We start from the raw sequence: 24,036 nt of genomic DNA, 5'->3' as shown, positions 1-24,036 counted from the left end.
AAGATCTTCTCGCTGTGGCGCCCGGGCTTCACGGCGGGCTGTGGAAAGCCCGGTTCGCTAGGGTTTCGCAAGGTTGAGTGGACGAATAAAGGCTGGTTAAAGCAGTATGTCTGCCATGTCGGAAGTTGTCCCGTTGCCGTCATTCGGTGAAGTCTTCTTCGATGCCCGAGGTCAGGAGCGGTGTCTCCGGGTCACGTGGCACGAGGGCACCCTGGTGCTCAGCCTGTGGCGAGGAGAGATGTGCACCGGCAGTTTCCGGATGCCGATGGACGACGTCGGGCGGCTGCTCGACACCCTCGACGACGGCTACGCCGAGGCCACGGGCGAGCAGCCCGCCGCGGTCGCCCAGCCCGTCGACGAGCCCGCCGAGTACCCGGGGACGGGCCAGTACCACCGCCCGCCGCCGTTCGAGCACGAGCCGCAGCGCCCCCACGACGACCGGCCGACGGCGACCCTGTCGCCCAACGACGTCCTCGTGGCCCGCGGCGCGCCCGCCCAGCCGGACAAGCTCGTCGCCTCCTACGCCGACCACCGCGAGCCCTCCCAGACCCCCCTCCCCTCCGACGGCAGGCCCCGCCTGGCCGAGCAGCCCCCGGTGAGCGCCGAACCGATGGCCGCGCAGGGCGGCTACCCGCTGCCCGACTACCAGATGCCCGCCGAGCGCGAAGGCGCCAGGAGTCCGCACTCCACCGACCCGCTGGGTTTCCCGAGGCAGCAGGGCTCGCCGTACTCCCCGCACTCCGAGCCGTTCGCGGCGCAGACCACGCAGCCGGACCCCTTCGGCGCCCGCGGAGCGGCGCACAGCACCCAGCAGGACCCGTACGGTTCCCAGGGAGCGGCGCCGCAGCCGGACCCGTACGGTGCGCAGGGTGCGGGGCCGGGCTCCCAGCAGGACCCGTTCGGCGCCCCGGCGGCGCAGGGCGGCCAGGCGTACGCGTCCGACCCCTACGCGCCGGACCCGTACGCGCAGGCCGCGCGCCAGCCCGCCCAGCCGTCCTACACCGACCCCTTCGCGCCGCCGCCGCGGCGGACGCAGAGCACGCCGGGCGCGGTCGGCCTCGGCACGCCCATGCACGGCATCCCCGGCGCGGGCCGCAGCCGGCCCGCCCCCGCCCCCGAGCCCTACCCGCAGCCCGAGCAGCAGTACGGCCAGCAGGACCAGTACGGCCAGCAGGACCAGTACGGCCAGCCCGACCAGTACGGCCAGCCCGACCAGTACGGCCAGCCCGACCAGTACGGCCAGCCCGACCAGTACGGCCAGCCGACCTACCAGCAGGGCCCGATGGACCCCGCCGACCCGCTGGGCCTCGGCCCTGACGCCTACCAGAACCAGCAGCCCGACCCGGCCATCCACCGCCCGTACGTGAACGACCCGATGTACGTCACGGGCGAACGGCTCCGCCCCGAGCAGCAGTACCGCGACGACAGGACCGATCACAGGGAGTGGTGACCGGCGGCTCCCGATGTCCCCGGGCTCCGGACGTGTGAGAAACTAGCGGGCGGGTCAGACCCGGTCTGATACGCCCGTTTCTCGGCAACAGGGGGGCTCGTGGACGCGTCAACGGGTCTGTACTGGCTGCTGTTGGCCAGCGGCTCGATCATGGTCGCGTGGGTGGCCAGGCGGCGCGGCTGGCCGGCGCCGCTGCTACTGGTGCTGGTGGGCCTGGCGGTCTCCCCGCTGGTGCCCTCCTACGGGCTGGACGCCGATCTCATCCTCTACGTGTTCCTGCCGCCGCTGCTCTACTCGGCCGCGCTGGACAGCTCGTATCTCAGCCTGCGCGAGAACACGCGGGCGATCGGCCTGCTGTCGGTCGGCCTGGTGCTGTTCACCACGCTGGCCGTCGGCGGTGTCGTCCATCTGATGCTGCCCGACCTGCCGCTGGCCGCCGCCTTCGCGCTGGGGGCGATCGTGGCGCCGCCCGACGCCGTCGCCGCGGTCGCGGTGGGACGGCGGCTCGGCCTGCCGCGCCGGGCCCTGACGATCCTCATCGGCGAGAGCCTGTTCAACGACGCCACCGCGCTGACGGTCTACCGGGTGGCGATCGGCGCCGCGGTGGGTCACGGCCTCAGCCTGCTGGAGGGCTTCGGCGAGTTCCTCTACACGGCGGTCGGCGGCGTGCTGATCGGTCTGGCCGTCGCCGTGGTGTCCGGATGGTTCCTGGAACGGGCGCGCGACCCGCTGGTCGAGAACACGGTGATGCTGCTGATCCCGTTCGGCATCTACCTGGGCGCGGAGTCGGTGCACACGTCGGGCGTGATCGCGGTGGTGATCGTCGGCCTCTACCTCGGCCACCGGATGCACCGCACGGGCGCGGGTACCCGCCTGGTGCTCGACGCGGTGTGGAAGGTCGTCGACTTCATGCTGGAGTCGATCGTCTTCGCGCTGATCGGCCTGCAGCTGGTGCCGGTGCTGAGCGGTCTGGCCGGACGCGGCGTCTGGGAGGTCGCCGGCTACGTCGTGGCCGTCTTCGCGGTGACCGTGCTGGCCAGGTTCGTCTGGGTGTTCCCGGCCACCTATCTGCCGTTGCTGCGGAGCAGGAGCACGCCCAAACCGCCGTGGCAGAACCTCACGGTGGTCGGCTGGGCGGGCATGCGCGGCGTGGTGTCGCTGGCCGCGGCCTTCGCCATCCCCGCCGACTTCCCCGAGCGCGACCTGCTGCTGTTCCTCACTTTCAGCACGGTGATCCTCACCCTGCTCGTGCAGGGGCTGACCTTCCCCGCGCTGATCAAGAAGCTGCGCGTCTCCAGCGAGCGCGAGGCGTACGAGGACAACCTGTCGGAGGCCGCGGCCCAGCAGGCTGCGGTCGAGGCGGGCCTGGCCAGGCTGGAGGAGATCCTCAGGGACGAGGAGACCAACGAGATCCACGCCGAGGTCATCGACATGCTGCGCGCCAAGTCCGAGCGCCGGGCGCTCAACGCGTGGGAGCGGCTGGGCGGCGGCACCGGCTACGGCGGCAGCGAGACGCCGAGCCGCCTCTACCGGCGGCTGCGCAGGGAGATGCTCGCCGCGGAGCGAGAGGTGTTCGTACGGCTCCGCGACGAGCGGCGGCTCGACGACGAGGTGCTCCGGCGCGTGACGGCCGAGCTCGACTTCGAAGAGGCGATTCTGGAGCGCTAGCCCATCTTGTTGTCGAGGAAGCACCACCGCCAGTCCTCGCCCGGCTCGAAGGACTGCATCACCGGGTGACCGGACTGCCGGAAGTGGGCGCTGGCGTGCTTGTTGGGCGAGGAGTCGCAGCAGCCGATGTGGCCGCACTCCAGGCAGCGCCGCAGGTGCACCCACGGTGATCCGATGGTCAGGCACTCCTCGCAGCCCTCCGGGGTGCGCGGCTGCGGGTCGTCGGCGCTGAGAAGATGGTCGCAAATTGCCATGGCAAGAAGCTTATGACCAGTGCATGCGGCCAATTCGGCCGCACCTGTTGATCGCGGGTGGCGGTCGTCGCCGGGCAGGCCGTTCGGCGCCGACACCCCGGTGGCCAGGCCATGCGGGACGCGCTGCCGGACCACGTGACGGACGGCCTCTGCTTCGACACTGTGGTGATCACCGCAAGGGGCACGACCGTTGGCTAGGGTCGAGGTATGCGACTCGTGTCCAGCAGGTTCCTGCCCCTTGCCGCTTTCGCCGCGGTCGTCTTCGCCAGCGGGTGCAGCGAGATCAACGCGACGGTCGACAAGGCCCAGGCCTGCCTGGAGGCCCCCAAGATCGTCTCCGAGACCGTCGCCAAGATCAGCGGCCTGGTCAACGATCCCGCCGCGATGGAGAAGGAGCTCGACAACGCCGCGCAGAAGCTCGGCGACGTGGCCGACAAGGCCGCCAACACCACCCTCAAGCAGGCCACCGACGACCTGGCCGCCTCCCTGCGCCGGCTCGACGTCAACAACGTCAACGAGGCGGTCGACGCCGTCCAGAAGGTCGGCAACGACACCGCCGCCTACCTCACCAAGCTGAAGGAAGCCTGCAGTTAGTGCTCGCCGGCCAGGTGGGCGGCCAGCAGTTCGGCGCCGAAGTCGGCGCCGGGCCGCCGGATGACGGTGTGCGCGTGGTTGGCGGCGTTCTGCGTGTTGTCGTACTCGATCAGCAGGCCAGGACCCTGCAGCCGGTAGTAGTGGCCGGCGCCCGGCGACAGCGGTCCCGCCCAGGCGAAGGAGAAGGCGGCCGGATCGTGCGTGCCGCGCAGCGAGGGCGCCAGGCGGTCCAGGTAGACGTCGAGCAGGCGGGCCAGCAGGTCGCGGGGGGCGGTGGCGAGCGCGCCGCCCGGCACGCCCAGCGGCTCCAGCGCCGAGGTCACCGCCGACGTGCCGGTCAGGATGTCGGACGGCGCGACGTCCGCGACGACCGCCTGCTCGCGCAACGCGGCGGGCAGCGCCGTCACCAACGCCCTGGCCAGGTCCTCCTCCAGCGGCAGCGGCCGGACCACGGCCGCGTCGCCGTACCGGACGGCATGGGGGTTGGCGCCGAGGAACAGCGGCGCGACCTCCACCCGGCCGCCCGCGACCGTCGCCGTGACCGACACGTGGTGCCCCTCGAAGCGCCAGCCCCAGTGGTCGGCGCCGGGGCTGCCGAAGACGGCCAGATGGTAGTCGTCGCTGTGGCGGCCCCGCCGTCCCTGCTCGTCGAGGTCGAGCACCTCCTCCAGCGCCATGATCGTCACGGCCTGCGCGAAGGCGTGCCGCGACAGCGCCGTGGCCAGCAGCCGGTGCGCCGCCTTGCGCGCCTCGCCGTTCAACCCGAGCAGCGAGACCCCTGGCCTGGGCGCGGGCACGTAGGTCCAGCGCAGGCGTAGCGGGTCGCCGAACGCGTAGGTGGCCGCCTGCCACTGCTCGGTGGTGAGGCAGCCGAGGAACCGGGTCGCGATCTCCGCCATGAGCATGACAACAGGATCGCCTATCCCGGCTTGTCGAGGGGAAATGGGGCCGATTTAGCGTGGTCCCATGAACGGCACCGAGCCCGACCCCCGCTTCACCCTCGCCAACGAGAGGACCTTCCTGACCTGGCTGAGCACGTCGCTCGCGCTGTGCGCGGGCGGTGTGGCGATGGCCGCGGTCTCCGACGACGTCTTCGTGCCGTGGGCGCGTACCGCGCTGTCCGTCCTGCTGGTCCTGCTGGCGGCGCTGGCCGCCGGCATGGCCTACCCGCGCTGGCGCAACATCCAGCGCGCGCTGCGCAACCAGTCGCCGCTGCCGCCACCCGCCCTGGCCGCCGTCTTCGGGTACGGCGTGGCCGCGGTCGCCGTCGTCGCGCTCGTCCTCATCCTGATGGCCTGAGCATGTCGGCCGAGATCTGGGATCCCGGGCTGCAGAGCGAGCGGACCCGCCTGGCCTGGGTGCGCACCGCCGTCGCCCTGTCCACGGGCGGCCTCGGCGCGGCTGGCCTGGCCGCCCGCGTCGGGCTCGGGCCGCTGTTCGTGGCGGGCTTCGCGCTGGCCGCGCTGTGCGGCGGCATCCTGCTGGCGCGCACCGGCGCCCGCTTCCGCCAGGTCCAGCGCGCCCTGCACAACGGCGACCCGCTCGACGGCCGCGCCGACGCGCTGGTCGCCTGGATCGGCACCCTCTGCGTGGTGGCCGGCTCGGTGTGCTTCGTCGTCACCATGGGCCTGGCCCACCTCTAGATCGCCCAGCGCGGCGTAGGCGGGCACGGCCGGCTCGTCGACGTCCTCCTCGCCTCGGAACCCTTCGGGGCCCTGCCGGCCTCGTCAACGGGTTGCGAGGACGGCAGGAGGAGGCGGACACTCGAAGAAGACCAGCTCGGAGGTGATCCGCGTGCGCGAAGACTATGACGCGCGGGAGACGTGGCCGTTCGAGTGCCAGTGCTGCTGGCATGTCTGGCAGGAGGAGTACACCGTCAGACACGTCACCGACGACCACGGCAACGAAGTCGAGGTGTGGCTGCGAGCGGGCGTGCCCGTCCAGCCCGCCAACTCCGACAAGAGCTGCCCCAAGTGCGGGGCGGTGCAGATCACGACCTTCCCCGCCGGGTACCTGGCCAGACACCCGGAAGCGCCGGTGCCTACCCCGCGTGAGGGCGCCGCGGAGACGCCGCTGAAGTTCACCTGGCGCGCGGCGATCATGTAGGACCCGCTCCCCGGGCGCGGCGCCGGCGGGCGCCGCGCCCGGGGAGGTCTCAGGCCAGGCTGTCGAGCCAGGCCTGGTGCAGGCCGGCGAAACGGCCCGCGGAGGCGATGAGCGCCTCGGGCGGGCCGTCCTCGACGATCCTGCCGCGCTCCATCACCAGCACCCTGTCGGCGATCTCCACCGTCGACAGGCGGTGCGCGATGATGAGCGCGGTCCGGTCGGCCAGGATGGTGCGCAGGGCCCGCTGCACCATCCGCTCGCTGGGCACGTCCAGCGACGAGGTGGCCTCGTCGAGGATGAGCACCGCCGGGTCGGCGAGGAAGGCACGGGCGAAGGCCACCAGCTGGCGCTGGCCCGCCGACATCCGGCCGCCGCGCTTGCCGACCTCGGTGTCGTAGCCGTCGGGCAGCCCCGAGACGAACTCGTGCGCGCCGATGGCCTTGGCCGCGTCGACGACCTCCTTGATGGAGGCCTCGGGCCGGCCGAACCGGATGTTGTCCGCGACCGTGCCGGAGAACAGGAAGTTCTCCTGCGTCACCATCACCACGGCCTTGCGCAGGGTGGTCTCGTCCAGCTCGCGCAGGTCGACCCCGTCCAGCAGCACCCGCCCCGCCGTCGGGTCGTAGAAGCGGGAGATCAGCTTGGCCAGGGTCGTCTTGCCCGCGCCCGTCGCGCCGACCAGCGCCACGGTCTGACCGGCGGGAACCGTCAGATCGAGGGACGGCATGACGGGCATCTCCGGCACGTACGAGAACGCGGCGGCCTCGAAGCGGACCTGCCCGCGCGCCGCCGCCAGCGGTGCGCCCTTCGGCGGCTCGGGAACCGACGGTTCCTCCTCCAGCACGCCCGACAGCTTCTCCAGCGCCGCGCCCGCCGACTGCAGGGTGTTGTAGAACTGGCTGATCTCCTGCATGGGCTCGTAGAACTGGCGCAGGTAGAGCAGGAAGGCGGCCAGCACGCCGACGGTGACCTCCTCGTGGAACGCCAGCCAGCCGCCGTAGATCAGCACACCGGCGATCGTGAGGTTGCCGATGAGCTTGATGCCCGGCATGAACACCGCGATCAGCTGCATCGCACGGGCGTTGGCGTCACGGTAGTCGGCGTTGAGCCGGCCGAAGATCTCCTGGTTGCGCGGCTCGCGGCGGAAGGCCTGGACGGCCTTGATGCCGGTCATCGACTCCACGAAGTGCACGATGACCAGCGCCACCGTCTCCCTGGTGCGCCGGTAGGTGATCGCCGACTGGCGGCGGAACCACCGGGTGAACAGCAGCAGGAGCGGCAGCGGCACCAGCGCCACCAGGCCCAGGTGCACGTCGAGGATCAGCAGCAGCGCCGCCGTGCCGAACATCGTCAGCACCGCGGTGACCAGGCCGTCGAAGCCGGACTGCAGCAGCTCGGCGATCGCCTCGATGTCGGAGGTGAGCCGGGAGATGACTCGGCCGGAGGTGTACTTCTCGTGGAAGGAGAGCGACAGCCGCTGGAAGTGGTCGAAGACCCTGCGGCGCAGCTCCAGCAGGATGTCCTGGCCGATCCGGCCGGACAGGTTGAGGAAGACCTGCCTGGTCAGCGCCTGGGTGACGGCGGCGGCCAGGATGACCCCGACCACCGTCAGCAGCGTGACCGGACCCTCTCCGCGCAGCATCGGCGGGATGCCCGAGTCGATGCCGACCTTCACCAGGTAGGGGATGGCCAGGCCCGCGCCGCTGGAGCAGATGATGATCGCGGTCAGCAGCGCGATCGCCCTGCGGTGCGGCCTCAGCAGGTCGCCCAGCAGGGCGCGCGAGCGGGTGCGCAGCAGCAGGGAGACCTTCTCCGGCAGGTCGTCCTTGTTCTCCGAGGCGACGCCCCGCCAGTCGGTGGTGGCCGTCAACGCAGGGCTCCTTCCTCGGACAGGTCGGCGTCCTGGGCCAGCAGCGAGCGGTACTCGGGCACCTCGGCCAGCAGGTCCTGGTGCCTGCCGACGTGGGTGATCGTGCCGTCACGCAGCAGCGCCACCTTGTCGGCCAGCAGCACCGTCGAGGCGCGGTGCGCGATCACGATGCCGGTCGCCTCGCGCAGCACGTGACGCAGCGCCTCCTCCACCAGCGCCTCGGTCTCCACGTCGAGCGCCGACAGCGTGTCGTCGAGGACGAGGATCTTCGGCTTGGACAGCACGGCTCTGGCCAGGGCCAGGCGCTGCCGCTGCCCGCCCGACAGCGACATGCCCTGCTCGCCGATACGGGTGTCGAGGCCCCACGGCAGGTCGTGGACGAACGTCGCCTGCGCCACCTCGAGCGCCTCGCGCACCTCCTCGTCGGAGGCGTCGCGGTTGCCGAGCGTGAGGTTCTCGCGCACGCTCATCGAGAACAGCGTGGGCTCCTCGAACGCGGTGGCCACCACCTCCCTCAGCGAGCTCAGCTTCAGGTCGCGCACGTCGTGGCCGTCGATGGTGACCCGTCCCGAGGTGACGTCGATCAGCCGGGGGACCAGCGCGGTGAGCGTCGTCTTGCCCGAACCCGTGGCGCCCACGACGGCCACCGTCTCGCCCGGCCGTACGTCGAGCCGGACGTCGTGGAGCACCGGGCGGTCGGCGCCGGGGAAGCGGAAGCCGACGCCCTCCAGCCGCAGGTGGCCGCGCGGGTGCTCGATCGTCTCGGTGCCGTCCTGGATCGCGGGGACGGTGTCCATGACCTCAAGGACGCGGTCGGCCGAGGTCATCGACTCCTGCGCCATCGCCAGGATGTAGCCGAGGCTCGCGATCGGCCAGACCAGCTGCAGCACCAGCGTGGTGAACGCCACCAGCGAGCCCTGCGAGAGCGAGCCGGACCCCACCGCGAGCGCGCCCAATAACAGGACCAGGGCCAGCGTGAGGTTGGGGATCACCTCGAGGAAGGTGAAGAAGCGCGCCGACAGGCCGACCTTCTCGAGCGAGGTCGCGTGGACCTTGCGCGCGGACTCGTCGAAGGTGTCGAAGACGTGGTGGCGGCGGCCGAATGCCTTGATCGTGCGGATTCCGATCGCCGACTCCTCGACGAGCGTGGCGAGGTCGCCCTGCTCGTCCTGGACCTGGCGGGAGATCGTGATGTACTTCTTCTCGAAGCGCAGCGACACCCAGACGATGGGCACGGCCGAGGCGGCCACCAGCAGCCCGAGCGGCCAGTACATGTTCAGCAGCACGATCGTCACCGTGGTGAGCTGGATGACGTTCATGACCAGGAAGAGCATGCCGAAGCCGAGGAAGCGGCGGATGGTCGACAGGTCCGTCGTGGCGCGCGAGAGCAGCTGGCCCGACTGCCACTCGTTGTGGAAGGCCATCGGCAGGCGCTGCAGATGCTGGTAGAGGTCGTCGCGGATCCTGGTCTCGAGGCCGAGCACGGGACCGGTCTGCGTCCAGCGGCGCAGGAAGATCATCAGAGCCTCGGCGACGCCGACGCCGACCGCCAGCAGGCCCAGCGGGAGCAGGTCCGCGGTCTGGCCGGCGTCGATCACCTCCTTGCCCACCAGGGGGAAGGTGATGCTGGCGGCTATGCCGAGGATGGCGACGAGCCAGATGAAGACCAGCTTGCCGACGTAGGGGCGCAGGTAGGAGCGCATGCGCCACAGGGAGTTGGAAGAGAGCAGGGGACGGCTGGGAATCTTCGTATCGGGAGGCATCTCCTCTAGGTTAAGCCCCGGGATCAAGCCGTTTTCGTGAGTTGGGGCTCCAGCATCGCGCGCACGAGGCAGGCCGTCGCGGCGGTCGACAGGACGGCCCTGACCAGGTTCCACGCCACCCACGGGCCCTCGAACTGCGCTCTCGTGAGGGTTCCCGCGGCGAGGCCGTCGTTGAGCGGGACGTTGACGGCCGAGGTCGTCACGAAACCGACCAGGTAGAGGACCAGCCCCGCCAGTATCCAGAGCGCGGCAGGTCTGGCGCGGCGGTGACGGATCAGTGCCCAGATGGGCAGGACCAGGCCGGCCAGGAAGGGCACGAGGAAGGCGGGGTTGATGATGGCGGCGTTGACGTGGTTCATGACGGCGACGAAGGTACGGTCGCCGGCGGCCGCGAGGCCGGGCATGACCGCGATCGAGAAACCGTAGTACGTGCCGGCGACCAGGCCGGTCGCCAGCGCGGAGAGACCCAGGACGATTCGCATGCCGGTATTCAAGCGGGCCGCCCGTCCGTCTCTCCATCGCTGAGACTCTCACCCGCATGCGCGCCCGTATCACCCGGTGGCCACCCGGGGCGCGGCGACGCCCGCGGCCCTCCAGGTGGTGCCTGGAGGGCCGCGGGCGTCCGGCCCCTTCGTCAGAGGGCGGTGAGCTTGCCCAGCCAGGCCCAGCCGCCGCTGTCCAGGTGCAGCCAGTTGCCCGCCTTCGTGCCCGTGGCGACGCCACCGGCGGGGATCCAGTCGACCGCCGCGCAGGTCTTGGCGGGACAGGAGCGGATCGGCGCCCCGCCGGCGCTGGTGACGACGTAGCCGCCGCCGACGTGGCGTCCGCCGTCGACGGCGGCGCCGGCGGCCCCCGCGAGCACGGTTCCAGCCACAGCGGCGGCGGTGATCGTCAGGGCCACGGTCGAAGCAGCGATGAAGGTACGCATATCAACATTCCCCCGAATGTCTCGTTATTGCTGACATCTCAGAGAATGCGGGGAACGGTCATAGGGCGGTGTCATGGCGACGTTAAGGCGCCGCTAAGGCGTCACGGCCCCTCGGGCGGCACCAGCTTCACCCCCACGCCGCGCACGGTGTGCAGGTAGCGCGGGCGCTCGGCGCTCTCGCCGAGCTTGCGGCGCAGCCACGACAGGTGGACGTCGACGGTCCTGTCCGCCCCGCCGTACGGCACCTGCCACACCTCCACCATCAGCTCCCGCTTGGTGACGACCCGGCCGCGCCGGGCGGCCAGGTAGTGCAGCAGGTCGAACTCCCTCGGGCTCAGCTCCAGCGGCACGCCGTCGAGCGTCGCCTCGCGCGCCCTCACGTCCACCCGGAGGCCGCCCACCTCGATGCCCTGATCCTCCTCGGCGGGAGCGCCCCCTCGGCGCAGCACCGCCCTGATCCTCGCCTCCAGCTGCTCGGCGCCGAACGGTTTGATCACGTAGTCGTCGGCGCCCGCGTTGAGCGCCTTGACGATCTCCGACTCGGCGTCCCTGGCCGAGGCCACCACGACGGGGGTGGCGCTGACCGCCCGCAGCATCCGCAGCAGCTCGCAGCCGTCGACGTCGGGCAGGCCCAGATCGAGGACCACGACGTCGGGGCGGCTGTCCATCACCTGGTGCAGCCCGCCCATGGCCGTGGGGCTGGAGGAGACCGCGTGGCCGCGCTCGGTCAGCGCCCTGCTCAGCGCCGTCCTGATCGCCGCGTCGTCCTCGATGAGGAGAACATGCACCACGAGGTCACGCTATCCGTGCTTTCGTGGCTTTGACCCGCGCGCGACGGTCTCCATGCCACACCGAGACCCGCACCTGATGGCTGGTCGGTGACCGTGGAAGTGTGCACCTCGGCAGTTTGCGCCCGCGCTCGATCAGGGCCCGCATGACGGCCGCCACCGTGGTCGGCTTCGGCGTCGTCCTGCTCGCCGGAGTCGTGGCACTCTGCCTGGCCCTTCCCGGCCGGGTGCGCGCCCAGCTGGTCGACCGCGCCGACCAGGCCAGCAGGCAGGTCACCCTGCTGGTCGACGACGAGCCCGTCCACGGCCCGATCCCGCCGCAGCACGGCGTGGCGCTCCTGCAGGTCGTGGACGCGGACGGCAAGGTGGTGGCGGCCGGCGAAGCGCTGCGGGGACGGCCGCCGCTGACCACCGCGCGTCCCGCGGCGGGCGACTCCCGGGTGCAGACGCGGGTGTGCGGTGGCGAGCAGCGGTGCCTCATCGTCGTCGGCACCTCCAACCGGTCCACCCCCTACGGCCCGGTCATCGCCTACGCGGCGGTCAGGGAGCCGATCGCCCTGGACGTCCCGCTGATCGCCGGGCTCCTCTCGCTTGCCGCCGCCGTCCTGCTCACGCTCATGGCCTGGGCCACCTGGGTCGGCGTCGGCAGGGTCCTGGCGCCCGTCGAGCGCATCAGGTCGGGTCTGGAGCAGATCAGCGCCACCGACCTGAGCGACCGCATCGCGGTGCCCGGCACCGGCGACGAGGTGGCCGAGCTGGCCATCACCGTCAACGACACGCTGCAGCGGCTGGAGGACGCGGTCGGCCGGCACCGCCGCTTCGTCTCCGACGCCTCCCACGAGCTGCGCACGCCGCTGACGGCGATGCTGGTCCGGCTGGAGGGCAGGCCCGAGGGAGAGGACGCCGACAGGACCCTGGGCGAGGCGCTCGGTGACGCCCGGCGGCTGTCGGCGATCGTGCAGGACCTGCTGCTCCTGGCGCGCCTCGACGCGGGCGTGCGCCCGCCCGACGAGCTGCTCGACCTGGGCAAGCTGGTGGCCGACGAGGTCGGCAGGCGGCCCTCCCGCCTGCCGTTCACCACCTCCGTCGAGCCGGGCCTGATGGTGCGCGGCAACCGGCTGCGGCTGGACAGGCTGCTGACCAACCTGCTGTCGAACGCCGACAGGTACGGCGAGAGCGCCGTCCACGTCACCGTGGCCCGCGACGGCCGCGACGCCGTCGTCGAGGTGAGCGACGACGGCCCCGGCATCCCCGCCGACCAGCGCGAGGCCGTCTTCCGGCGCTTCACCAGGCTGGACAGCGCCCGCTCGCGCGACATCGGCGGCACCGGCCTCGGCCTGCCCATCGCCCGCGACATCGCCGTCGCCCACGGCGGCAGCCTGGTGGTCGCCGACAGCGGCCGCGGGGGCGCACGGCTCGTCCTGCGCCTGCCGCTGAGGTGATCCGTCATGCAGAATCCGGCTATGCATGATCCACTGTTCGAGCGGGACGCCGCTCCCGCGGCCCTGGACCTCGTCGCCCGCGCCGCCGGCCCCTTCCTCGGCACCTTGACCGACCGCCCGGTCCACGACCACGCCGCCGACCACCTCATGGACCTCCTCGACGGTCCCCTCCCCGACAGGGGCGAGGGGACGCTGGCGGCCGTCGAGGAACTGCTCGCCGTGGGCACCAGGGCGTCGACACAGACCTCGGGCCCGCGTTTCTTCCACTTCGTCGTCGGCGGCGCCACCCCCGCGGCGCAGGCGGGCGACTGGGTGACCTCGCTGCTCGACCAGGCCGGCGGGCTGCACCTGACCTCGCCGCTGGCGGCGCGGGCGGAGAAGGTGGTGCTGGCGTGGTTGAAGGACCTGTGCGGGCTGCCGGAGCCGTACGGGGGAGTGCTGACGCCGAGCGCGACGTTCGCCAACCTGACCGGGCTGGCCTGCGCGCGGCAGTGGTGGGGCGAACGGCACGGCGCCGACATCGTCTCGCAAGGGCTGGCCGGGCTGCCGCGGATGCCGGTGCTGGCCGGCGGCTACATCCATCCCAGCAGCCGCAAAGCGCTGCAGATCCTCGGCGTGGGCCGCGACGGCGTGACGGTGTGCGCGCGCGACGACGCCGGTCGCGTCGACCTGGCCGCCATGGAACGGGAGCTGGCCGCGCTCGACGGGCCCGCGGTGATCGTCGGCAACGCGGGCGAGGTCAACACCGGCGACTTCGACCCCATCGCCGACCTGGCCGACCTCGCCGAGCGGTACGGCGCGTGGCTGCACGTGGACGGCGCGTTCGGGCTGTTCGCCGCGGCCTCACCGCGCCTGCGCCACCTCGTGGCGGGCGTCGAACGCGCCCACTCCGTCGCCGCCGACGGCCACAAGTGGCTGAACGTCCCCTACGAGAGCGGCTTCGCCTTCGTCCACGACCAGGACCTGATGTTCAGGGCGTTCGGCGCGTGGGGCGCCCACTACCTGCCCTCCGACGTCAACTACAACAACCTCGGCCCGGAGTCCTCCCGCAGGGCGCGGGCCTTCCCGATCTGGGCGACCCTGCGGGCCTACGGCAGGCAGGGCTACCGGCAGCTCGTCGAGCGCCATCACGACCTGGCCCTGCGCCTGGGAGAGGCCGTGGAGAAGGCGCCCGACCTGGAGCTGCTGGCCCCCGTGACGCTCTGCGTGGTCTGCTTCCGCTACGCGCCGCCGGGCGTGCCAGAGGGCGAGCTGAACGACCTCAACCACCGCATCGGCGAGGAGCTGATCGCCGACGGCCGCTTCTACGCGGGCACGACGACCTACCGGGGGATGACCGCCCTCCGCCCCGCGATCGTGAACTGGCGCACGACGGAGGATGACATCGACGGCCTGGTGCGGGTGCTGAGGGAGGTCATCGCCCGCGTCCACCCGGCCGGATAGGCGTCAGGAGGTCGTGCCCAGGGCGATGGTCTCGGCGACCTCGGCGTGGCGCTCGGCCTCCTCGGCGGCGAAGCGTTCGGCGTCGAGCCTGTCGGCGATGTCCTCGTCCTGCTTCATGAGCGCCTCGAGCGACTGCCCCGCCATCTCCAGCACGCCCATGTCGGCGTAGGCCTGCTGCAGGCGCGGCGACCACAGGCCGATGTCCTTCACGCACGGCACGATCCTGCTGAACAGCAGTGACCTGAACAGCCGCAGGTACTCCGACTCGTCGACGGCCCGCATCGCCTCGGCGACCTCCGCCTGCGACAGGCCGAGCGTCTCCCACGTCTCCCTGCCGCGCAGCCGGTCGCGCATGAGGTAGCAGCCCTCGATGACGAAGTCCTCGCGCTCGCGCAGCTCGCTCTCCGACAGGTTCTTGTAGTAGTCGCGCAGCGCCATCCGGCCGAAGGCCACGTGCCTGGCCTCGTCCTGCATGACGTAGGCGAGGATCTGCTTGGGCAGCGGCTTGGTGGTGATGTCGCGCATGACGCCGAACGCGGCCAGCGCCAGCCCCTCGATCAGCACCTGCATCCCCAGGTACGGCATGTCCCACCGCGAGTCGGTCAGGGTGGAGTCCAGCAGCGACTTGAGGTGCTCGTTGATCGGGTAGGCCAGGCCCACCTTCTCCTGCAGGAATCGCGCGTAGGTCTCGGCGTGCCTGGCCTCGTCCATCGTCTGGGTGGCGGCGTAGAACTTGGAGTCGAGGTCGGGCACCGACTCCACGATGCGCGCCGAGCAGATCATCGCGCCCTGCTCGCCGTGCAGGAACTGGGAGAACTGCCAGGCGGCGCCGTGCCTGCGCACCTCGGCGCGGGTCCTGTCGTCCATCCGCTCCCACAGTGGCGTGCCGTGGATGGCGATGGTGGTGTCCGGGATGCCGAGCACGTCGTACGGATCGACCTCCAGGTCCCAGTCGATCCTCTTCACCGAGTCCCACTGTTTGTCCTTGCCCTTCTGGTACAGGGCGAGCATGCGGTCCCTGCCGTCGTCGTACTCCCAGGTGAAACGGCTGGACCCGGCCATGTCCACGTTCCACGTGGAGAGCTCTGCGGGGATCGTGTAGAGATCGTGCGTCGACATGCGGCCTCCAGGGGGACGTACACCGTACGTATACCTCGAGCGTGGCACGTACGGTGTACGTGCGTCAATAGAATGAGCTATGCCCACCGAGCCGCTCTCCCGCGTGCGTATCGTCGCGGCCGCGATCGACCTCATCGAGCGTGAGGGCGCGGACGCGGTGTCCATGCGCAGGATCGCCGCCGACCTGAACGTCGGCGTCATGTCGCTCTACAACCACGTGCCGAACAAGGCCTCGCTGCTCGACGGCGTCGCCGAGTCGGTGCTGTCACAGATCGAGTTCACCGACGACCCCGGCGCCCACTGGACCGACAGGGTGCGCATGCAGGCCAGGGCCTTCCGGCAGATCGCCCACCACTACCCGCGCTCCACCATGCTGGTGGTCAGCCGGCAGCTCCACTCCAACGCCGGGCTGTTCCCCGTGGAGCGGGCGCTGACCACGCTGCGCCAGGCGGGTTTCGACGGCGCCGACGCGGTGCGCATGCTGCGCCTGTTCATCGCCTACGTGATCGGCTCGCTGCTGCGCGAGGTGGGGGTCACGCCGACCTTCGCGCCCGTCCCCGGCGCCCCTCCGGTCAGCGACGTGGACCCCGAACTGTTCCCCCAGGTCAGCGAGCTGTCCTCGCTGCTGGGCTCGTGCGACCACGAGGAGGAGTTCGACTTCGGCCTCGACCTGCTCATCCAGGCCATCGCCGTCCACCTGGAAAGGAAGGGCACCCGGGGCTGAGCCCGGATGCCCTTCCACGGCAGGCGCCACTTCCCCTCGGCGGCTGCCCCTAGTACCAGTTGTGCGACCTGAAGTGGCCCCAGGCGCCGCACGGCTTGCCGTAACGGCCCTTGATGTACTGCAGGCCCCAGCGGATCTGGGTGGCGGGATTGTGCCGCCAGTCGCTTCCGGCGCCCGACATCTTCACCGCCGGCAGTGCCTGCGGAATGCCGTAAGCACCTGAGCTGGGGTTCTGCGCCCGGTGGTTCCAGTTGCTCTCCCTGGTCCACAAGCTGTCCAGGCACTGGAACTCCCGCAGCGACCACGACCTCCGTACCACGAGGTCGAGCGCGATCCGCTTGTTGGTGTTCCTGCCGGGCAGCGCGGGCCGCGCCTTCGGCTCGGCCTTGGTCGTCCACGTGGCGTGATGGATCACGTGGGGCTGGACCGCGACCGTCCAGGTCCGCTGGTGGACCGTCCCGGGCGACTCGGCGTCGGCCAGGGCGATCGTGGATGTCCCGCCGGTGAACGCCGCGGAGGCGACCACCATGGCGAGAACGCGTTTGCTGTCCAACTTGATCCTTGCAGTCGGGTCGCGTGCGGGCGGACCTTCGTGAAGCAAGGGTCCTGCCGATCCGCGCCCGTGGCTCGGGCGAGAACGGGCCCGCGCGGCCTCCGAGATCCTTTCCCGTCCGATCGACCTGGACGGCCCGGAAGGCACCGCGACGATGTCTCTAGGCGGTTTCTAATACGCCATGTCGCCACTGGTGCGTGATCTCAGACGCCGGAAGAAGAGGACTTTGCCGCTGAACGGTCTCGCCTTGGATCGGCCCGGCGGCCCGATGACCATGCGTATTCGAACAGCGGGTGCGGAGATCAGTACCAGCCCCGCCCCTGGAAGTGGGACCAGGCGGCGCACGGCGAGCCGTACCTCTTCTTGATGTAGGACAGGCCCCAGGTGATCTGCGTCCTGGGGTTGGTGCGCCAGTCCCGGCCGGCGCTGACCATCTTCCTTCCGGGCAGCGCCTGCGGGATGCCGTAGGCGCCCGAGCCGCTGCCGGCCCGGTGGTTCCATCCGCTCTCCCTGGCCCACAGCCGCTCCAGGCAGCCGAACTGGGCCCGGGTCCATCCCTTGGCCGCGACCATGGGCCTGGCGATGGCCTTGTTCCTCGCGCCGGTGGTGGCGCTGCCGGTCGCGGCGGCGTCCGCGGACGCCGCCGTCGCTGTTCCCGCTCCCGACACCACGACCGTGGCGGTCAGGAGCAAGGCTCTGGTACGGCGGAGCGTAGGCATGCGGTCTTCCCTTCGAAGGGGTCGGGGGACTGCGTCACCCTGCCGCACTCGCGCCATTTGTCGCTAATTGACCATGAAAAGGTAGATCGTCAGTAAAGAACATGATCTATGGCTGTACAGGGGGTTTAGCGAGAAAAAGTGGACTCTGTCACATTTCTTGGGAAGGTAGAGTCGGATCATGAATCTCCGCGACATCCCGGTCCGCACCCTCGCGGACGCCCCGACCACGCTCGCCGAGCTGGCCGGCGACAAGGCCCTGCTCATCGTCAACGTGGCCTCCAGGTGCGGCCTGACCCCGCAGTACACCGGCCTGGTGAAGCTCCAGCAGGAGTACGGGCCGCGAGGCTTCAGCGTGGTCGGCGTGCCGTGCAACCAGTTCATGGGCCAGGAGCCCGGCACGGCCGAGGAGATCCAGGAGTTCTGCTCCACCACCTACGGCGTCGACTTCCCGCTGCTGGAGAAGGCCGACGTCAACGGCGCCGACCGGCACCCGCTCTACGGCCCGCTCACCGCCACGCCCGACGCCGACGGCGAGGCCGGCGACATCCAGTGGAACTTCGAGAAGTTCCTCGTCGACCGCGAGGGGACGGTGGTGGCCAGGTTCAGGCCGCGCACCGAGCCGTCCGACCCCGCCGTCACCGCCGCGATCGAGAAGCTCCTGTGAGTGGGCGGACCTGCCCGTGCGGGCTGCCCGCGGCCTACGAGGACTGCTGCGGGCGGCTGCACCGCGGGGCGGCGGCGGCCGAGACCGCCGAGCAGCTCATGCGCTCCCGTTTCAGCGCCTTCGCGGTGGGCGACGCCGCCTACCTGCTCAGCAGCTGGCACCCGTCGACCAGGCCCGCCGAGATCACCTTCGAGCCGTACCTGCGGTGGAAGCGGCTGTCGATCGTGAGCACGAGCGGCGGCGGGGCCGGCGACACCGAGGGGACGGTCGAGTTCCGGGCCCGCTACAGCCAGGCCGGCAGGGCGGGGGAGATGCGCGAGGTCAGCAGGTTCACCCGGCACGAGGGCGCCTGGGTGTACCTCACCGGCGAGGCCCGCAGCTCCCACGCACGATGAGCTCGGTGGGCAGCAGCACGCTGCGCGGGCGCCTGGCGCCCGACCTGAGCACCAGCTCGGCCGCCCGGTAGCCGAGATCCTGGCCCGGCTGGGCGATCACCGTCAGCGGGGGCGAGCACAGCTCGGCCCACGGCACGTCGTCGTACATCACCAGCGACAGGTCGCCCGGGATGCGCAGGCCGAGCTCCCGCGCGGTCAGCACGGCCGCCTCGCCCAGCGCGCTGCCGCCGGCCACCAGCGCGGTGACGTCGCCCCGGCTCTGCAGCAGCCCCGAGGCGGCGGCGTAGGCCGAGTCGCGGCTGCCGCCGGCGGAGACGATCAGCTCCTCGTCCGCCAGCGTGCCCATCGCCTCCCGGAAGGCGGCCACCCGGCGGGCGCGCCCAGGGCCGCCGAGGTAGGCGATGCGGCGATGGCCGAGGCCCTTGAGGTACTGCACCGCCGTACGCACACCGGAGCGGTCGTCGGCCAGGACGGCGGGGATGGCGCTGTCGGGACGGGGCGGTGTCCGCAGGCCGTCGAGCATCAGCAGGTCGTCGAGCGGCTCGTCGGACGGCTCGTCCTCCTGGGGCTGCTCGCCGACGAACACCACCGTCATGCCCGCCCTGATCGCCGGGCCCCACGCCTCGGCGTCTCCCGAGGGCACGGCGATCACCCGGTCGACGCTCTGCTCCAGCAGCATGCCGATGAGCTCGGCCTCCTGCTCGGGGTCGTCGCCCGTCGAGCCGACCACGACGGGCTCGCCCGCCGAGCGGGCGCAGGCGAGCACGCCCTCGGCGAGCCTGCCGTACAGGGTGTCGGTCAGGTCGGGAACCAGCAGGCCGATGCCGCCGGCGCGCTGCTGGCGCAGGTTGCGGCCCACCGCGCTGGGGCGGTAGTCGAGATGCGCGGCCACCGCGAGCACCCGCTCGCGGGTCTCCTGGCTGGCCGATCCACCGGACAGCACCCGGGAGACCGTGGCCACGCCGACGCCGGCGGCCTCCGCCACGTCCTTGATGGTGGTGCGCTTCATGGAAACGATTCCACCACTCATTCCGGAAGCTTTCCAGCTCGAATGGGTAACATCGCCTGGTCTCTTGACAGGGTTCCCCCTTTCGGGTGAGATGCATGAAAACGTATCCACGGTGAGTGGTGTCCCCCACATACGTCCGGGTTCCGGCCCGCTGCGCGAAGGACTGTCATGGCATCCATCGTTCTGACAAACGTCGACAAGATCTACGCCGGTGGCGTGAAGGCCGTGAACGCACTCAACCTTGAGATCAAGGATGGGGAGTTCATGGTTCTGGTCGGCCCCTCCGGCTGCGGCAAGTCGACCGCGCTGCGGATGATCGCCGGACTCGAGGACATCAGCGGCGGCGAGATCGCCATCGGCGACAAGGTGGTCAACCACCTGCCGCCGAAGGACCGCGACATCGCGATGGTCTTCCAGAACTACGCGCTCTACCCCCACATGACCGTCGAGGAGAACCTCGCCTTCGGTCTGAAGCTCCGCAAGATGCCCAAGCCGGAGATCCAGAAGCGCGTCAACGAGGCCGCCAAGATGCTGGGCCTCGAGACCTACCTCAAGCGCAAGCCGGCCGCCCTGTCCGGTGGTCAGCGCCAGCGTGTCGCGATGGGCCGCGCCATCGTCCGCGAGCCGCAGGCCTTCCTCATGGACGAGCCGCTGTCCAACCTCGACGCCAAGCTCCGCGTCTCCATGCGCGCCTCGCTCAACCAGATGCACGAGCGCCTCGGCGTCACCACCGTCTACGTCACGCACGACCAGGTCGAGGCCATGACCCTCGGCGACCGCGTCTGCGTCCTGCGCGACGGCCTGCTCCAGCAGGTCGACACCCCGCAGAACCTGTTCGACAAGCCCGTCAACCTGTTCGTCGCCGGCTTCATGGGCTCGCCCTCGATGAACTTCGTCACCGCCGAGCTGGTCCGCGACGGCGGCGCCGCGGTGGCCTTCGCCGGCTACAAGCTGGCCATCCCCGAGTCGACCTTCTCCGACAAGCCGGGCCTCGACCAGTACATCGGCAAGAAGGTCATCCTCGGCATCCGGCCCTCCGACTTCGAGGACTCCAGCGCCGCCGGCAGCCACGCCAACGGCTGGGCCACCCTGCCCGTCAAGGCGGAGGTCACCGAGGAGCTCGGCTCCGAGATCAACGTCCTGTTCCTGATCGACGCCCCGCCGGTCGAGCACAAGGACACCGTGGCCGCCCAGGACACCGGTGACGACGAGGAAGCCACGCTGCCGCTGTCCGGCGACAAGTCGCTGTGGACTGCCCGCGTCAACGCCCGCAGCCACGTGCGTCCCGGCCAGTCGATCGAGCTGGTCGTCGACACCCACAACCTGCACTTCTTCGACGCCGCGAGCGGCCTGGCGATCGGCCACGAGGCCAACCGCTAGAGCACGCCTCTTCCGAGCATCCCCCCGCCGCGACCCCCTCCCGCGGCGGGGGGATCGTCTTCGCGGGGTCCGCTCCCCGTGTTCCGGAGGCGGGGGGAGCGCCGGGCTACTTGCGGCCGATCATGGCGGAGATCCGGTGGGTCAGCCCGCGCGGGATGAGCCTGCCCACCGCCACGATCGCCTTGTAGCGAAGGTCGGGGATGGAGACCGTCCTGCCGAGCGCCAGGTCGCGCATCGCCTCGTTCACCACGGCGTCGGCCTGCAGCCAGAGGAAGCCGGGGATGCCGGAGACGTCCATCGAGGCCCGCTGGTGGAACTCGGTGCGCACGAAGCCGGGGCACAACGCCATGATCCGGATCTTCGGGTCGCCCACCTCGGCGGCCGTCGACTCGCTGAAGTTGACCACCCACGCCTTGGAGGCGCTGTAGGTGCCCCGGGTGAAGAAGGCCGCCACCGAGGCGACGTTGATCACGGCGCCCCTGCCGCGCGCCCGCATGCCCGGCAGGGCCGCGAGCGTGAACCTGAGCACGGCCTCGCAGTGCACCTTCAGCATGCGCACCTCGTCCTCGAGCGGCACCTCGAGGAAGTGGCCGGGGTGGCCGAAGCCCGCGTTGTTGACCAGGCAGTCGACGCCTTCGCGCAGGCGGGCCTCGACGCGCTCCAGCCCGTCGTCGGTGGCCAGGTCGGCGGGCAGGACGTCGACGGCGACGCCGTACTTCTGCTTGAGCCGTTCGGCGGCCTCGGCGAGCCGGGTCTCGTCGCGGGAGACCAGGACCAGCGAGAAGCCGTCGGCGGCAAGGCGGCGGGCGAAGGCCGCGCCGATGCCGGCGGTCGCGCCCGTGATCAGTGCGGTAGGCATACGGCCAGCGTAACGCCCGCCCCGCCCGCTCCCGGCGGCGCGCCGACGATCACGATCACACGGCCGGGCACGCGCGCCAGGGCAGGGCCGCCGCCTGCGCCGAACCTTTCCCGGCCCCGGCGCGTACAGGCACCGTGACGAGATCGCATGAGAGGATCGGCAGCGTGCGCCCCGCGCTTGCCGCCATCGCCCTGGTCGCGGTGCTGACCGCCTGCTCGGCCACCCAGCCGGCAGGGCGGGAGCCTGCCCGCCCCGAGGCGGGACAGCCCGTCCGGCCCTCGGCGGGGGCGGTGACCACGGCGCCGGACCGGGCGGCGTCTGGGCGGCCGGTGCCCGCGAGGCTGGAGTTCGCCGAGATCGCCCGGTTCGACAAGCCCGTGGCCTTCGCCGTGCGCGAGGGCGACGAGGCGCTCTACGTCGCCGAGCAGAGCGGCCGGCTGCGCGCGCTCGTCGACGGCCGCCAGCAGGTGATCGTCGACCTGTCCGGCGAGGTCAGCGACGGCAACGAGCAGGGCCTGCTCGGCGTGGCCTTCCATCCGACCGGCAGGTGGCTCTACCTCGACTGGACCGACGCCGCGGGCCGTACCCACGTCACCGAGTGGGCCTTCGACGGCCGCAGGGCCGGCGGGCGGCGCGACGTGCTCACCCAGGACCAGCCGTACGCCAACCACAACGGCGGGCAGCTCGCCTTCGGCCCCGACGGCTACCTCTACATCGGCCTCGGCGACGGCGGCGGCGGGGGAGACCCGCAGGGCAACGGCCAGAACCTGGGCACCTGGCTGGGCAAGATCCTGCGCATCGACCCGCGCGGCACGCCCTACCGGGTTCCCCCGGACAACCCGTTCACCGGCCGCGGCGGGGCCAGGCCGGAGATCTGGGCGTACGGCCTGCGCAACCCGTGGCGCTTCAGCTTCGACAGCAGGACCGGCGACCTGTGGATCGGCGACGTCGGCCAGAACGCCTGGGAGGAGGTCGACCACGAGCCGAGCGGCAAGGGCGGCCGCAACTACGGCTGGAACGCCTTCGAGGGCGGGCATCCCTTCGACACCGGCGTGCGGGCCGCCGGAGCCGTCAAGCCGGTCATCACCTATCCCCTCGGGCAGGACGGGACCTGCTCGGTCATCGCGGGCCACGTCTACCGGGGTGCCCGGATCCCCGGGCTGGCCGGCCACTTCCTGTACGGCGACTTCTGCGCCGGATGGGTCAAGGCCGCGCCCGTGAGCGACCCGGCGCACGGCATCGAGGTCGGCAGGGTCGAGCAGCTGTCGTCGTTCGGGCAGGGCCACGACGGCGAGCTCTACGCCCTCAGCCTCCAGGGCGGGCTCTACCAGGTGCGGGCGGCGTCGTGAGCCGGCTGCTGATCGTCCACCACACCGCCTCACCGGCCACGCACGAGCTGCTGGAGAAGGTGCGCGAGGGCGCGACGACCGACGAGATCCAGGGTGTCGAAGTGGTCACCAGGGCCGCACTCAACGCCACCGCCGCCGACGTGTTCGCCGCCGACGCGCTCATCCTCGGCACCCCCGCCAACATCGGCTACATGAGCGGGGCGCTCAAGCACTTCTTCGACACGATCTACTACCCGTGCCTGGAGGAGACGCGGCGCCTGCCGTACGGGCTGTACGTGCACGGCAACAACGACGCCACGGGGGCGGTGCGCGGCGTGGAGTCGATCACGCGTGGTCTCGGCTGGGAGCCGGTCGCGGCGCCCGTCGTGGTGATCGGCGCGGTCACCAAGGCGGACCTGGAGGCGTGCTGGGAGCTGGGCGCGACGGCCGCGGCGACGATCAGCCCATGACCACGCGCTCGATCAGGTCCTCCACCTGGGCGTTGAGCCGCGCCCCGCGCGCCCATCCCGCGTAGTGGGTCAGGAAGACGACCGTCTCCCTCAGCTCCTCCGCGCTCAGGTCGCCGGTGCGCAACGCGGTCTCCAGCTGGATCTCGACCGCCTGGTCGAGCCCCTGTCCGACGAGCAGGCCGATGAGCAGCAGCCGGCGGTCGCGGTCGCTGATCGCCTCGCGCGCCCACACCTCGGCGAACAGGTGCTCCACGGTCATGGCGAAGTTGATCGGTTCGTTCATGTCGCGCTCCGAGCGAGGCGGGAGGGGGGTCCGAAGCTCCTTATCCTTCGCCAGTCCGGCGCGAAGAGATAGGCCCTTCGGCAAGACATCTTGGCCGTTCCCTGGTTGCGCAAACGTTGCAGCAGGGTAGAGATGGGCGAGTAGGTCTTGATCCGGACTTTCTCCGCGCGTCTCAGCGATCTATAACAAACACAGCCAATAGTCGGCTGCGCTTTGGTCAAGACTTC

The 24,036-nt window shown here is 71.1% G+C and carries 27 protein-coding genes; 14 read left to right on the top strand and 13 right to left on the bottom strand.

Going from position 1 to position 24,036, the window contains the following annotated elements; translation table 11 throughout:
• The first annotated feature begins 238 nt into the window (after positions 1-238).
• The gene (locus tag ACWENQ_RS11890) at positions 239-1,450 is read left to right on the top strand and encodes a hypothetical protein (protein WP_452414035.1); all 1,212 of its coding nucleotides are present in this window, start codon (positions 239-241) and stop codon (positions 1,448-1,450) included.
• Positions 1,451-1,549: 99 nt separating this feature from the next.
• Complete coding sequence (locus tag ACWENQ_RS11885) at positions 1,550-3,118, top strand: Na+/H+ antiporter (RefSeq protein ID WP_452414033.1); 1,569 nt, start codon at positions 1,550-1,552, stop codon at positions 3,116-3,118.
• Here ACWENQ_RS11885 and ACWENQ_RS11880 read toward each other — a convergent pair.
• Complete coding sequence (locus ACWENQ_RS11880) at positions 3,115-3,372, bottom strand: ubiquitin carboxyl-terminal hydrolase 14 (protein ID WP_452414031.1); 258 nt, start codon at positions 3,370-3,372, stop codon at positions 3,115-3,117. The genes ACWENQ_RS11885 and ACWENQ_RS11880 overlap by 4 nt on opposite strands.
• 207 nt (positions 3,373-3,579) lie before the next feature.
• Here ACWENQ_RS11880 and ACWENQ_RS11875 point away from each other — a divergent pair, with 207 nt between their 5' ends.
• Positions 3,580-3,966, top strand: a complete 387-nt coding sequence (locus tag ACWENQ_RS11875; RefSeq protein ID WP_449923954.1) for a hypothetical protein — start codon at positions 3,580-3,582, stop codon at positions 3,964-3,966.
• On the opposite strand, the gene ACWENQ_RS11870 is transcribed toward ACWENQ_RS11875, so the two are convergent.
• A complete protein-coding gene (locus ACWENQ_RS11870; protein WP_452414029.1) occupies positions 3,963-4,871 on the bottom strand; it encodes a DUF3500 domain-containing protein in 909 nt (302 codons plus the stop codon). The genes ACWENQ_RS11875 and ACWENQ_RS11870 overlap by 4 nt on opposite strands.
• A gap of 61 nt (positions 4,872-4,932) precedes the next feature.
• On the opposite strand from ACWENQ_RS11870, the gene ACWENQ_RS11865 reads away from it, so the two are divergent.
• The 3 genes from ACWENQ_RS11865 (at position 4,933) to ACWENQ_RS11855 (ending at position 6,072) form a co-directional block, all read left to right on the top strand.
• Complete coding sequence (locus tag ACWENQ_RS11865) at positions 4,933-5,265, top strand: YidH family protein (protein WP_354907446.1); 333 nt, start codon at positions 4,933-4,935, stop codon at positions 5,263-5,265.
• 2 nt (positions 5,266-5,267) lie between these two features.
• Entirely contained in the window at positions 5,268-5,609 is a 342-nt protein-coding gene (locus ACWENQ_RS11860) for a DUF202 domain-containing protein (protein ID WP_354907445.1), read from the top strand.
• A gap of 151 nt (positions 5,610-5,760) precedes the next feature.
• Complete coding sequence (locus ACWENQ_RS11855) at positions 5,761-6,072, top strand: hypothetical protein (protein ID WP_449923946.1); 312 nt, start codon at positions 5,761-5,763, stop codon at positions 6,070-6,072.
• 49 nt (positions 6,073-6,121) lie between these two features.
• On the opposite strand, the gene ACWENQ_RS11850 is transcribed toward ACWENQ_RS11855, so the two are convergent.
• From ACWENQ_RS11850 to ACWENQ_RS11830, 5 genes are all read right to left on the bottom strand, one after another.
• The gene (locus ACWENQ_RS11850) at positions 6,122-7,942 is read right to left on the bottom strand and encodes an ABC transporter ATP-binding protein (protein WP_452414027.1); all 1,821 of its coding nucleotides are present in this window, start codon (positions 7,940-7,942) and stop codon (positions 6,122-6,124) included.
• The gene (locus ACWENQ_RS11845; RefSeq protein ID WP_449923941.1) at positions 7,939-9,705 is read right to left on the bottom strand and encodes an ABC transporter ATP-binding protein; all 1,767 of its coding nucleotides are present in this window, start codon (positions 9,703-9,705) and stop codon (positions 7,939-7,941) included. Before ACWENQ_RS11845 ends, ACWENQ_RS11850 begins: the two co-directional genes overlap by 4 nt.
• A 23-nt stretch (positions 9,706-9,728) precedes the next feature.
• Positions 9,729-10,187, bottom strand: coding sequence for an anthrone oxygenase family protein (locus ACWENQ_RS11840; protein WP_452414025.1), 459 nt, complete (start codon positions 10,185-10,187; stop codon positions 9,729-9,731).
• Positions 10,188-10,339: 152 nt separating this feature from the next.
• Positions 10,340-10,633 carry a hypothetical protein gene (locus ACWENQ_RS11835; RefSeq protein ID WP_452414023.1) on the bottom strand — a complete coding sequence of 98 codons (294 nt, stop codon included), beginning with the start codon at positions 10,631-10,633 and terminating at the stop codon, positions 10,340-10,342.
• A gap of 101 nt (positions 10,634-10,734) precedes the next feature.
• The gene (locus tag ACWENQ_RS11830) at positions 10,735-11,424 is read right to left on the bottom strand and encodes a response regulator transcription factor (RefSeq protein WP_452414021.1); all 690 of its coding nucleotides are present in this window, start codon (positions 11,422-11,424) and stop codon (positions 10,735-10,737) included.
• Between the two features lie 101 nt (positions 11,425-11,525).
• Between ACWENQ_RS11830 and ACWENQ_RS11825 the strand changes: the two genes are divergently transcribed.
• Both ACWENQ_RS11825 and ACWENQ_RS11820 read left to right on the top strand, forming a co-directional pair.
• A complete protein-coding gene (locus ACWENQ_RS11825) occupies positions 11,526-12,863 on the top strand; it encodes a sensor histidine kinase (protein ID WP_452414019.1) in 1,338 nt (445 codons plus the stop codon).
• Between the two features lie 21 nt (positions 12,864-12,884).
• Positions 12,885-14,306 (top strand): pyridoxal phosphate-dependent decarboxylase family protein, encoded by a 1,422-nt coding sequence (locus tag ACWENQ_RS11820; RefSeq protein WP_452414018.1) that lies wholly within the window; start codon positions 12,885-12,887, stop codon positions 14,304-14,306.
• Between the two features lie 3 nt (positions 14,307-14,309).
• Here the strand turns inward: ACWENQ_RS11820 and ACWENQ_RS11815 are convergent, their stop codons facing one another.
• Positions 14,310-15,425, bottom strand: a complete 1,116-nt coding sequence (locus tag ACWENQ_RS11815; RefSeq protein ID WP_449927105.1) for a ferritin-like domain-containing protein — start codon at positions 15,423-15,425, stop codon at positions 14,310-14,312.
• Between the two features lie 79 nt (positions 15,426-15,504).
• Here ACWENQ_RS11815 and ACWENQ_RS11810 point away from each other — a divergent pair, with 79 nt between their 5' ends.
• Positions 15,505-16,149: a TetR/AcrR family transcriptional regulator C-terminal domain-containing protein gene (locus tag ACWENQ_RS11810; protein ID WP_354907436.1), complete on the top strand. Its 645-nt coding sequence runs from the start codon at positions 15,505-15,507 to the stop codon at positions 16,147-16,149.
• A 49-nt stretch (positions 16,150-16,198) separates the two neighbouring features.
• Here ACWENQ_RS11810 and ACWENQ_RS11805 read toward each other — a convergent pair whose 3' ends face one another.
• On the bottom strand, positions 16,199-16,702 hold the full coding sequence (locus tag ACWENQ_RS11805; protein WP_354907435.1) for an aggregation-promoting factor C-terminal-like domain-containing protein: 504 nt from the start codon (positions 16,700-16,702) through the stop codon (positions 16,199-16,201).
• Between the two features lie 302 nt (positions 16,703-17,004).
• Positions 17,005-17,421 carry an aggregation-promoting factor C-terminal-like domain-containing protein gene (locus ACWENQ_RS11800; RefSeq protein WP_452414016.1) on the bottom strand — a complete coding sequence of 139 codons (417 nt, stop codon included), beginning with the start codon at positions 17,419-17,421 and terminating at the stop codon, positions 17,005-17,007.
• A gap of 178 nt (positions 17,422-17,599) precedes the next feature.
• Between ACWENQ_RS11800 and ACWENQ_RS11795 the strand changes: the two genes are divergently transcribed.
• Both ACWENQ_RS11795 and ACWENQ_RS11790 read left to right on the top strand, forming a co-directional pair.
• The gene (locus ACWENQ_RS11795) at positions 17,600-18,085 is read left to right on the top strand and encodes a glutathione peroxidase (protein ID WP_449927113.1); all 486 of its coding nucleotides are present in this window, start codon (positions 17,600-17,602) and stop codon (positions 18,083-18,085) included.
• Positions 18,082-18,480, top strand: coding sequence for a YchJ family protein (locus tag ACWENQ_RS11790; RefSeq protein WP_354907433.1), 399 nt, complete (start codon positions 18,082-18,084; stop codon positions 18,478-18,480). The genes ACWENQ_RS11795 and ACWENQ_RS11790 overlap by 4 nt, the downstream gene beginning before the upstream one ends.
• Here the strand turns inward: ACWENQ_RS11790 and ACWENQ_RS11785 are convergent.
• Positions 18,446-19,489: a LacI family DNA-binding transcriptional regulator gene (locus tag ACWENQ_RS11785; protein WP_449927119.1), complete on the bottom strand. Its 1,044-nt coding sequence runs from the start codon at positions 19,487-19,489 to the stop codon at positions 18,446-18,448. The genes ACWENQ_RS11790 and ACWENQ_RS11785 overlap by 35 nt on opposite strands.
• 168 nt (positions 19,490-19,657) lie before the next feature.
• Between ACWENQ_RS11785 and ACWENQ_RS11780 the strand changes: the two genes are divergently transcribed.
• Positions 19,658-20,869, top strand: coding sequence for an ABC transporter ATP-binding protein (locus ACWENQ_RS11780; protein WP_354907431.1), 1,212 nt, complete (start codon positions 19,658-19,660; stop codon positions 20,867-20,869).
• Between the two features lie 106 nt (positions 20,870-20,975).
• Here ACWENQ_RS11780 and ACWENQ_RS11775 read toward each other — a convergent pair whose 3' ends face one another.
• The gene (locus ACWENQ_RS11775) at positions 20,976-21,728 is read right to left on the bottom strand and encodes an SDR family NAD(P)-dependent oxidoreductase (RefSeq protein ID WP_452414015.1); all 753 of its coding nucleotides are present in this window, start codon (positions 21,726-21,728) and stop codon (positions 20,976-20,978) included.
• A 164-nt stretch (positions 21,729-21,892) separates the two neighbouring features.
• Here ACWENQ_RS11775 and ACWENQ_RS11770 point away from each other — a divergent pair, with 164 nt between their 5' ends.
• The gene (locus tag ACWENQ_RS11770) at positions 21,893-23,077 is read left to right on the top strand and encodes a PQQ-dependent sugar dehydrogenase (protein ID WP_452414013.1); all 1,185 of its coding nucleotides are present in this window, start codon (positions 21,893-21,895) and stop codon (positions 23,075-23,077) included.
• Positions 23,074-23,526, top strand: a complete 453-nt coding sequence (locus ACWENQ_RS11765) for a flavodoxin family protein (protein WP_449927128.1) — start codon at positions 23,074-23,076, stop codon at positions 23,524-23,526. Before ACWENQ_RS11770 ends, ACWENQ_RS11765 begins: the two co-directional genes overlap by 4 nt.
• Here the strand turns inward: ACWENQ_RS11765 and ACWENQ_RS11760 are convergent.
• A complete protein-coding gene (locus ACWENQ_RS11760; RefSeq protein ID WP_354907427.1) occupies positions 23,516-23,809 on the bottom strand; it encodes a carboxymuconolactone decarboxylase family protein in 294 nt (97 codons plus the stop codon). The two genes, ACWENQ_RS11765 and ACWENQ_RS11760, sit on opposite strands and share 11 nt — an antisense overlap.
• Positions 23,810-24,036: the final 227 nt, after the last annotated feature.

Source organism: Nonomuraea sp. NPDC004354 (assembly GCF_053602555.1).
This window is presented reverse-complemented; position numbering and strand designations above follow the sequence as displayed.